Source organism: Streptomyces carpinensis, assembly GCF_002154505.1.
Lineage (GTDB): Bacteria > Actinomycetota > Actinomycetes > Streptomycetales > Streptomycetaceae > Streptomyces > Streptomyces carpinensis.
In genome coordinates this window covers 1-8,011 of the sequence record NZ_MUBM01000282.1, presented here as the reverse complement: position 1 = coordinate 8,011, position 8,011 = coordinate 1, and the positions used below count along the sequence as shown (strand labels likewise).

General features: G+C 72.9%; 8 protein-coding genes. 6 read left to right on the top strand and 2 right to left on the bottom strand.

Going from position 1 to position 8,011, the window contains the following annotated elements:
* Nucleotides 1-172 precede the first annotated feature (172 nt).
* Nucleotides 173-1,171 (bottom strand): NAD(P)/FAD-dependent oxidoreductase, encoded by a 999-nt coding sequence (locus BZY54_RS33535; protein WP_086729100.1) that lies wholly within the window; start codon nucleotides 1,169-1,171, stop codon nucleotides 173-175.
* Nucleotides 1,172-1,249: 78 nt separating this feature from the next.
* Here BZY54_RS33535 and BZY54_RS33530 point away from each other — a divergent pair, with 78 nt between their 5' ends.
* The 6 genes from BZY54_RS33530 (at nucleotide 1,250) to BZY54_RS33505 (ending at nucleotide 6,570) form a co-directional block, all read left to right on the top strand.
* A complete protein-coding gene (locus tag BZY54_RS33530) occupies nucleotides 1,250-1,834 on the top strand; it encodes a helix-turn-helix domain-containing protein (protein WP_086729097.1) in 585 nt (194 codons plus the stop codon).
* A gap of 92 nt (nucleotides 1,835-1,926) precedes the next feature.
* A complete protein-coding gene (locus BZY54_RS33525) occupies nucleotides 1,927-2,916 on the top strand; it encodes an NADPH:quinone oxidoreductase family protein (protein WP_086729096.1) in 990 nt (329 codons plus the stop codon).
* Entirely contained in the window at nucleotides 2,913-4,097 is a 1,185-nt protein-coding gene (locus tag BZY54_RS33520) for an acyl-CoA dehydrogenase family protein (protein ID WP_086729095.1), read from the top strand. The genes BZY54_RS33525 and BZY54_RS33520 overlap by 4 nt, the downstream gene beginning before the upstream one ends.
* The gene (locus BZY54_RS33515; RefSeq protein WP_086729094.1) at nucleotides 4,094-5,200 is read left to right on the top strand and encodes an acyl-CoA dehydrogenase family protein; all 1,107 of its coding nucleotides are present in this window, start codon (nucleotides 4,094-4,096) and stop codon (nucleotides 5,198-5,200) included. The genes BZY54_RS33520 and BZY54_RS33515 overlap by 4 nt, the downstream gene beginning before the upstream one ends.
* A gap of 171 nt (nucleotides 5,201-5,371) precedes the next feature.
* Nucleotides 5,372-6,241: a phosphatidylinositol-specific phospholipase C/glycerophosphodiester phosphodiesterase family protein gene (locus tag BZY54_RS33510; protein ID WP_086729093.1), complete on the top strand. Its 870-nt coding sequence runs from the start codon at nucleotides 5,372-5,374 to the stop codon at nucleotides 6,239-6,241.
* A 134-nt stretch (nucleotides 6,242-6,375) separates the two neighbouring features.
* Nucleotides 6,376-6,570 (top strand): hypothetical protein, encoded by a 195-nt coding sequence (locus BZY54_RS33505; protein WP_086729092.1) that lies wholly within the window; start codon nucleotides 6,376-6,378, stop codon nucleotides 6,568-6,570.
* Between the two features lie 40 nt (nucleotides 6,571-6,610).
* On the opposite strand, the gene BZY54_RS33500 is transcribed toward BZY54_RS33505, so the two are convergent.
* Complete coding sequence (locus tag BZY54_RS33500) at nucleotides 6,611-7,846, bottom strand: phosphodiester glycosidase family protein (RefSeq protein WP_244217468.1); 1,236 nt, start codon at nucleotides 7,844-7,846, stop codon at nucleotides 6,611-6,613.
* Nucleotides 7,847-8,011: the final 165 nt, after the last annotated feature.

Here is an 8,011-nt window from a genome sequence, read left to right as displayed (position 1 = left end):
TGCCGCGTACCCGGCGGTGCCCCGCGCCGGGCGGTGTTCCGCACCCGGTGATGTTTCCGCGCCCGGCGGTGCTCCCCGCATCCAGGCGATCGCCCAGGCTGTCCTCCCACCCCGTCAACCCGTCCCCGTCGGCCCTCCCGCCTCGCCGTGTCCTACCTCCCCGGGCGGCGCCCTACCCCCGGCCGGCGCTCTGGGCCGTCACGGTCGTGTCGAGGTCGGCGAACAGCAGTTCGCCGTTGATCGCCGCGCCGGCCCGGTAGCCGCGGCTGGCCGAGTTGATCACCTGCTCGGCGAAGCCGCTGGCGTTCCCGGCGGCCCACAGGCCGGGGACGGTCGTCAGGCCCCGCTCGTCGATCACGGGGTAGGCGCCGAAGGGTGTCTCGCGCAGCTCGGCGCCCAGCCGCAGCAGGAGATCGTTGCGCGGCAGCGCGCGCGGGGCGACGAACAGCGCCTCACGGGCGTGGACCGTCCCGTCGGCGAGCCGGACCCCGGTCAGCCGGTCGGCCTCGACGACCACGCCCGCCACCTCACCGGGCACCACCTCGACCCCGGCCGCGGCCAGCCTGCGCAGATCGTCGTCGGACAACTCCACCTCACCGACCTGGTGCAGGAAAAGGGTCACGTCCTTGGACCACTGGGTGACCATCAGTGCCTGGTGCACGCTCAGCGGGCTCGTCGCGAGCACGCCGAAGGCCTGGTCACGCACCTCCCAGCCGTGGCAGTACGGGCAGTGCAGCACGTCCCGGCCGAAGCGCTCGGCCACGCCCGGGACTGCCGGGAGCTCGTCCTTCAGCCCGGTGGCGACGACCAGATGCCGGGCGTGGACGGCGCGTCCGCCCGTCAGAGTCACGTCGAACTCGCCGGCCGCGTCCCGGACGGCGTCCACCGCCCGGTCCCGGACCAGCTCGACCCCGTACCGCGCGATCTCCTCACGGCCGGTGGCCAGGAACGCGGCCGGTGACATGCCGTCCCTGGACAGGAAGCCCTGCATGTGCGCGCTCGGCGTGTTGCGCGGCTCACCCGCGTCGACGACCAGCGTGCGCCGCCGGGCCCGGCCCAGGACCAGCGCGGCGGACAGCCCGGCCGCCCCGCCTCCGACGACGACCACTTCGTATGCGTGCTTCTCCTCGTACGTCTCGTCGCCGTACGTCTCGCCGTACTTCTCGGTCACGGTGACCACCTCCGCGGACGACGGTCACCCCTGCCGTGCCGGATTGACAAACGTCTTTGCCGATCCTGCAATGTCAGCATGACGACCGACGACGTACTGGCGGGAGTGGGGCCGAGGCTGCGGCGGATCCGCAAGGAGCGGGAGGTGACCCTGGCGGCTCTTTCGGAGACGACCGGCATCTCCGTCAGCACCCTGTCGCGGCTGGAGTCCGGCCTGCGCAAACCCAGCCTCGAACTGCTGCTGCCCATCGCACAGGCCCATCAGGTGCCGCTCGACGAGCTGGTCGGCGCTCCTCCGGTGGGCGACCCGCGGGTGCGGGCCAAGCCGATCGTGCGCGGTGGCCGCACCCACTGGCCGCTGACCAGACAGCCGGGCGGTCTGCAGGCGTTCAAGGTGCTCGAACCGCGGCGCAGCCTCGAACCCGAGCCCCGGACCCACGAGGGGTACGAGTGGCTGTACGTGCTCTCCGGGAAGCTGCGGCTGGTGCTGGGCGAGCACGACGTGGTGCTCACGGCGGGCGAGGCGGCGGAGTTCGACACGCGCGTGCCGCACTGGTTCGGCTCGACGGGCGAGGGGCCGGTGGAGTTCCTGAGCCTGTTCGGGCCGCAGGGCGAGCGCATGCACGTACGGGCACGGCCGTCGCGGCGTGGTGAAGACGACTGACGTCCGGTGTTCCCGGATCGGCAAGCGACCGCTTAGTATGCCTCCCGTCGGGTTCGAGTGTCCGAGTAACCGCAGTCCCGTGGAGGCGGCGCATGCAGGCATGGCGAGTGCACGAGAACGGCGAGCCGAGCGAGGTGATGCGCCTGGAGGAGACCGAGCGGCCCACGCCCGGTGACGGCCAGGTCCTGCTGAGGGTGCGGGCCGCCAACATCAACTTCCCGGACGCGCTGCTGTGCCGCGGCCAGTACCAGGTCCGGCCACCGCTGCCCTTCACGCCGGGCGTGGAGATCTGCGGCGAGACGGCCGACGGCCGCAGAGTGATCGCCAACCCGGCGCTGCCGTACGGCGGTTTCGCCGAGTACGCCGTCGCCGACGCGGCGGCGCTGCTGGCCGCCCCCGAGGCGCTGGACGACGCCGAGGCGGCTGCCCTGCACATCGGCTACCAGACGGGCTGGTTCGGCCTGCACCGCCGGGCGCACCTGGAGGCCGGTGAGACGCTGCTCGTCCACGCCGCCGCCGGCGGGGTCGGCAGTGCGGCCGTGCAGCTCGGCAAGGCGGCCGGCGCCACGGTCATCGGTGTCGTCGGGGGCCCGGACAAGGCCGCCGTGGCCCGGGAACTGGGCTGCGACGTCGTCGTCGACCGGCACGGCGAGGACGTCGTCGCCGCGGTCAAGGAGGCCACCGGCGGCCGGGGTGCCGACGTGATCTACGACCCGGTCGGCGGCCAGGCCTACGCCCAGTCCGCCAAGGTCGTCGCCTTCGAGGGCCGGATCGTGGTCGTCGGCTTCGCCAGCGGGTCCATTCCGAGCCCCGCGCTCAACCACGCCCTCATCAAGAACTACTCCATCCTCGGCCTGCACTGGGGCCTGTACAACACCAAGAACCCCAAGCTGGTCCAGCACTGCCACGAGCAGCTCACCGAGCTGGCCGCCCGGGGGGCGATCAGGCCCCTGGTGAGCGAACGGGTGCCGCTGGGCGGGGCCGCGGCCGCCGTGCAGTGGGTCGCCGACGGTGCCACCACCGGCCGGGTGGCCGTCGTCCCGTCCCTGGACCTCTCGTCGGAGAACGGAGCAGCCGCATGACCGACGCAGCCGGACTCAAGCGCCGAACGGCCGAGTTGCTGGCCGCGCACCCCCCGGCCACCACCGACCGCCTCGACTTCCTCAGGGCCCGCTTCGACGCGGGGCTCGCCTGGGTGCACTACCCGGAGGGCCTCGGCGGGCTCGGCGCCCCGCGCTCCCTGCAGGCCGTCGTCGACGCCGAACTGGAGGCCGCGGGCGCCCCCGACAACGATCCGCGCCGCATCGGCATCGGCCTCGGCATGGCCGCCCCGACCATCCTGCGCTACGGCACCGAGGAGCAGAAGCAGCGCTTCCTGCGGCCCCTGTGGACCGGGGAGGAGGTCTGGTGCCAGCTGTTCAGCGAGCCCGGCGCCGGCTCCGACCTGGCTGCGCTCGGCACCCGCGCCGTGCGGGACGCAGGGGGAGACTGGGTGGTCAACGGGCAGAAGGTGTGGACCTCCAGCGCGCATCTCGCCCGGTGGGCCATCCTCATCGCCCGCACCGACCCCGCCCTCCCCAAGCACCAGGGCATCACCTACTTCCTCTGCGACATGACCGACCCCGGTGTCGAGGTCCGGCCGCTGCGCCAGATCACCGGAGAGGCCGAGTTCAACGAGGTCTTCCTGACCGACGTCCGCATCCCCGACTCACGCCGCCTCGGCGAGATCGGTGACGGCTGGCGGGTCGCCCAGACCACCCTCATGAACGAGCGCGTCTCCATCGGCGGCATGCGGCTGCCCCGCGAGGGCGGCATGATCGGCCGGGTCGCGCAGACCTGGCGCGAACGCCCGGAACTGCGCACCCACGACCTGCACCAGCGGCTGCTGGGCCTGTGGGTCGAGGCCGAGGTCGCCCGCCTCACCGGAGAGCGGCTGCGCCAGCAGCTCGTCGCGGGGCAGCCGGGTCCGGAGGGCTCCGGCATGAAGCTCGCCTTCGCCCGCCTCAACCAGGAGATCAGCGGCCTGGAGGTGGAACTGCGCGGCGAGGAGGGGCTGCTGTACGACGACTGGACCATGCGCCGCCCCGAACTGGTCGACTTCACCGGACGCGACGCCGGCTACCGCTATCTGCGTTCCAAGGGCAACAGCATCGAGGGCGGGACCAGCGAGGTCCTGCTCAACATCGTCGCCGAGCGCGTCCTGGGCCTGCCCGCAGAGCCGCGCACCGACAAGGACGTCGCCTGGAAGGACCTCGCCCGATGAGCACGACGAGTACGCCGAGCACCGAGCCCGACCTGCTGTACTCCGAGGAGGAAGAGGCGCTGCGCGCCGCCGTCCGGGACCTGCTCACCGACCACTGCGACCCGGCGGGCGTGATCGCACGCGCGGAGTCGGACGCTCCGCACGACCTCGCGCTCTGGAAGTCGCTCGCGGACGGCATGGGCATGGCCGGTCTGCTGGTCCCCGAGGACCGCGGCGGCCAGGGCGCCACGCACCGCGAGGCGGCCGTCGTGCTGGAGGAGCTCGGCCGCGCGGTGGCTCCCGTCCCCTATCTCACCAGCGCCGTCGTCGCCGCCGAGGCGCTGCTGGCCTGCGAGGGCGACGTCTGTGCCGAGCTGCTGTCCCGGCTGGCGTCCGGCCGGGCGATCGGCGTCCTGGCGGTCGGGCTGCACCACGCACCGGGCGGCTTCGAGACCGTACGCCAGGAAGACGGCCTCCTGCACGGGACCTTGACCGGCGTCGCGGACGCGGCGGTCGCGGACGTGCTGCTCGTCCCGGTGCGGGACGGCGGACTCTACGCGGTCGACGCGAGCGAGGTGACCGTCACCCCGCAGGTGTCCCTGGACCTGACCCGGCCGGTCGCGACCGTCACCTTCACGGGCGCGCGCGGCCGTCTGCTGGGCGATGCCGGACCCGCCGTACGCCGGGCCCTGCGCGCCGGGGCCGGACTGCTCGCCTCGGAGCAGCTGGGCCTCGCCGACTGGACGCTCGCGGAGACGGTGCGCTACCTGAAGGAGCGCAAGCAGTTCAACCGGCCCGTCGGCGGCTTCCAGGCGCTCAAGCACCGGCTCGCCCAGCTGTGGCTGGAGGTCGTTGGACTCCGCGCCGCCGCGCGCAACGCGGCCGACGCGCTCGCGCGGGACGAGGACGCCGATGTGGCCGTGGCCGTCGCACAGGCCTACGCCGCCTCGGTCGCCGTCCACGCGGCCGAGGAGGCGCTGCAACTGCACGGCGGTATCGGCATGACCTGGGAGCACCCGGTCCACCTGTATCTGAAGCGGGCCAAGGCGGACTCGATCGCCTACGGCACGGCGGGCGCCCACCGGGAGGCGCTGGCCCGTCTGGTCGACCTCCAGGCGCCCTGACCGACCGGCCGTGAAGCCCGCCCCACCCGGGCGGGCTTTTCGGTGTGCGCGATCGGACGAAGTGAACAACGGGCGGCCTTCCGGCCAACTCACCGCAGGGAAGGGCCCTCTGGACGGAGAGCGCGTTCATACTCTCCCCGGTCCCATCCGGCCCCTTCAGGGAGGCAGAGCATGGCCCTCACCACCCGTCGCACAGCCCTGACGACCCTCGGCGCCGCACTCGCGGGCACGGTCGCACTGCCCGCCGCGCCTGCCGCCGCCGGGGAACGGGCGCGAGGCCCGCACCCGCTGTGGCACGCCCACGCCCACAACGACTACGAACACCCCCGCCCCCTCTTCGACGCACTCGACCACCGCTTCGGCAGCGTGGAGGCCGACATCTACCTCGTGGGCGACCAGCTCCTCGTCGCCCACGACCCCGTCGACCTCGACCCCAGGCGCACGCTCGAATCCCTCTACCTCGACCCGCTGTCCGCCCGGGTCAGGGCCGACCACGGGTCGGTGTACCAGGGATGGCGCAGGCCGCCCCTGCAACTCCTCATCGACATCAAGACCGAGGGCGCCTCGACGTACCGGGAACTCGACCGCCACCTGACGCGCTACGGGCACCTGTTCACCACGTACGCCCACGGGCGTGTGCACCCCGGACCGGTCACCGCGGTGATCTCCGGCGACCGTGCGGCCCGTGCCCCCATGGAGGCGCAGAGCGAGCGCCGGGCCTTCTACGACGGCCGGCTCAGCGATCTGGGCACCCCCGCCCCCGCCACCTTCGTTCCGCTGATCAGCGACAACTGGACCCAGAACTTCGGCTGGCTGGGCGAGGGCCCCTTCCCGGACGCCGAGCGCCGGAAGCTGCGGGCCATCGTCGGCCAGGCGCACGCGGACGGCCAGAAGGTCCGGTTCTGGGCCACTCCGGACACGGCGGGCCCGGCCCGCGACGCGCTGTGGAGCGAACTGCTCGCCGCCGGCGTCGACCTGCTCAACACCGACGACCTGGCCGGCCTGGAGGCGTTCCTCGACACGCACGAGCGACGGCGGTAGAACCGGCAGGCAGCCGGTGGAGCCCACCGCAGAACCACACGTTCGGAGGACACGTCAGCCGCCCGGACGAACCCTCCGCTACGCCACACTTGCGGCCGAAAGCCGCGACGTGGGCGTGGCGGAGGAGGTTGACGATGACGATTTCCATCTCTGCGGTGCTGTTGCTCGCGGTCCTTGCGATCATCTTCGTGCGCAACGGCGCACTGAAGTTCTCGCACGCCTTGGTCTGCTGCCTGCTCGGCTTCTTCCTGGCCTGTTCCAGCATGGCACCCACGATTCGCGAGGGGCTCGAGGCCACCGCGCAGATCGTCGGCAACCTGCGGCCCTGACCCCCGTCTCGCGGGACGGTTCACGAGGTGGGGGGACCAGTCACGAGGCGGGGAAGACTCCGATCCCGTTCGCCACCGCCCGTTCGGTACCGCCACTCGGGTGGTTGAGCACGCTCACCGCGCGCTTGCCGGGCTGCCGGACGACCAGCGTGCTGGATCCGCCGCCGTCCAGGTTGAAGCCCTCGCTGGCACCCAGGCTCCGCAGCGCCGAGGCGAGTTCCGCCACGGTGAGACCGCTGCGGTACTCGGACGCGCCGTCCAGGGCCAGGAGCAGCAGACGGTGGCCGTCGCCCGCGATGCCCACCGCGGTGCGCACCGTCGCCACCGTGTTGTCGAGGCCGGCCGGCGGTGTGCCGTGGCGCAGTACCGGGAAGCCGCCGATGGCGAAGGAGTACGCGGCCCCGGACGCCGCCACCAAGTGGTGCTCCACCCGCACGGGCTCGCCCCTGTACAGCTTGCGCAGCACTTGTGCTCCCGTCTCGCGGCCCACCAGTACCGTGGTGCCGGCCGGGATGGTGCCGCTGCCGGGCTTGCCGGCCGTGGCGACGACCTGACCGCCCCGGACGGTCACCTCGTAGGTGTCGGTGCTGCACGGGGCGCTTCTGCTGGAGTCCGTGCCGCACGTGGCCCGCGCCCGGGAGACGCCGCCCCAGTCGGAGGTGAACGCCCCGATCGAACCGACCGGCAGCGCGTACTGGTTGAGCCCGCCGAGCCTCCACATCCCCTCCGGGGTGCTCAGCGAGCCGGAGAGGGTCAGCCGGTCCAGACGTGCGGTGCGGTTCGTGCCCACACCGAGCACGTCCTCGGTCGTCGTGCCGGGCGGCAGGGCGGGCCCGAACCGCTGCCCGTGCGGCACCGCGGCCTTGAGGACGCGCCCGTCGGCGATCTCCGGGCCGACGGCCGAGCCGGTCGCGGCGACGCCCGGGTGCTGGGTCTCGGTGATGTGGAAGAAGTCGCCGTTGACGCCCGCCAGCGCGCCCTGGACGTCGGCGAGTTGGGACACCCTGCCGCGCGCCGCCACCGCGCCCGGACGCAGCAGGCCGATCCGTACGTGCTTGTTGTTCAGGTCCACGCTGACCAGGTGCGCGTGGGCCACTCCGTGGGCCGCGCGGAGGTCGAAGTCGCGGTACTCCACGCCCGGTGCGATCTCCTTGGCGCGTTGCGCGCCACTGGCTGACGAGGCCCCCACCAGGGCCGTGCCGGCCAGTGTGCCGCAGGCCAGGAGAGCTGCCAGCGCCGTTCTGAGCCGCCCATAGCGACATGTAGCAGTGCCCACCGTGCCCCCTGATGTCTCGTCACCTTCGCCTGGACTGAGCGAAGTGCACCAGAAGCCGGTGTTCCGTGCGGTGTTCGGGCGCCGGCGACGCGGGAACGGATGAGAAAACGCACTCCTTCGGGTGCTTCGGAAGGACGGCCGCTGCCGCGCGCCGGGGCCCCGGCG

Excerpts from the sequence above, each read along its gene's own strand:
- BZY54_RS33515 (WP_086729094.1), top strand. The coding sequence starts at position 4,094 with ATGAGCACGACGAGTACGCCGAGCACCGAGCCCGACCTGCTGTACTCC.
- BZY54_RS33525 (WP_086729096.1), top strand. The coding sequence starts at position 1,927 with ATGCAGGCATGGCGAGTGCACGAGAACGGCGAGCCGAGCGAGGTGATG.
- BZY54_RS33530 (WP_086729097.1), top strand. The coding sequence starts at position 1,250 with ATGACGACCGACGACGTACTGGCGGGAGTGGGGCCGAGGCTGCGGCGG.
- BZY54_RS33505 (WP_086729092.1), top strand. The coding sequence starts at position 6,376 with ATGACGATTTCCATCTCTGCGGTGCTGTTGCTCGCGGTCCTTGCGATC.
- BZY54_RS33520 (WP_086729095.1), top strand. The coding sequence starts at position 2,913 with ATGACCGACGCAGCCGGACTCAAGCGCCGAACGGCCGAGTTGCTGGCC.
- BZY54_RS33510 (WP_086729093.1), top strand. The coding sequence starts at position 5,372 with ATGGCCCTCACCACCCGTCGCACAGCCCTGACGACCCTCGGCGCCGCA.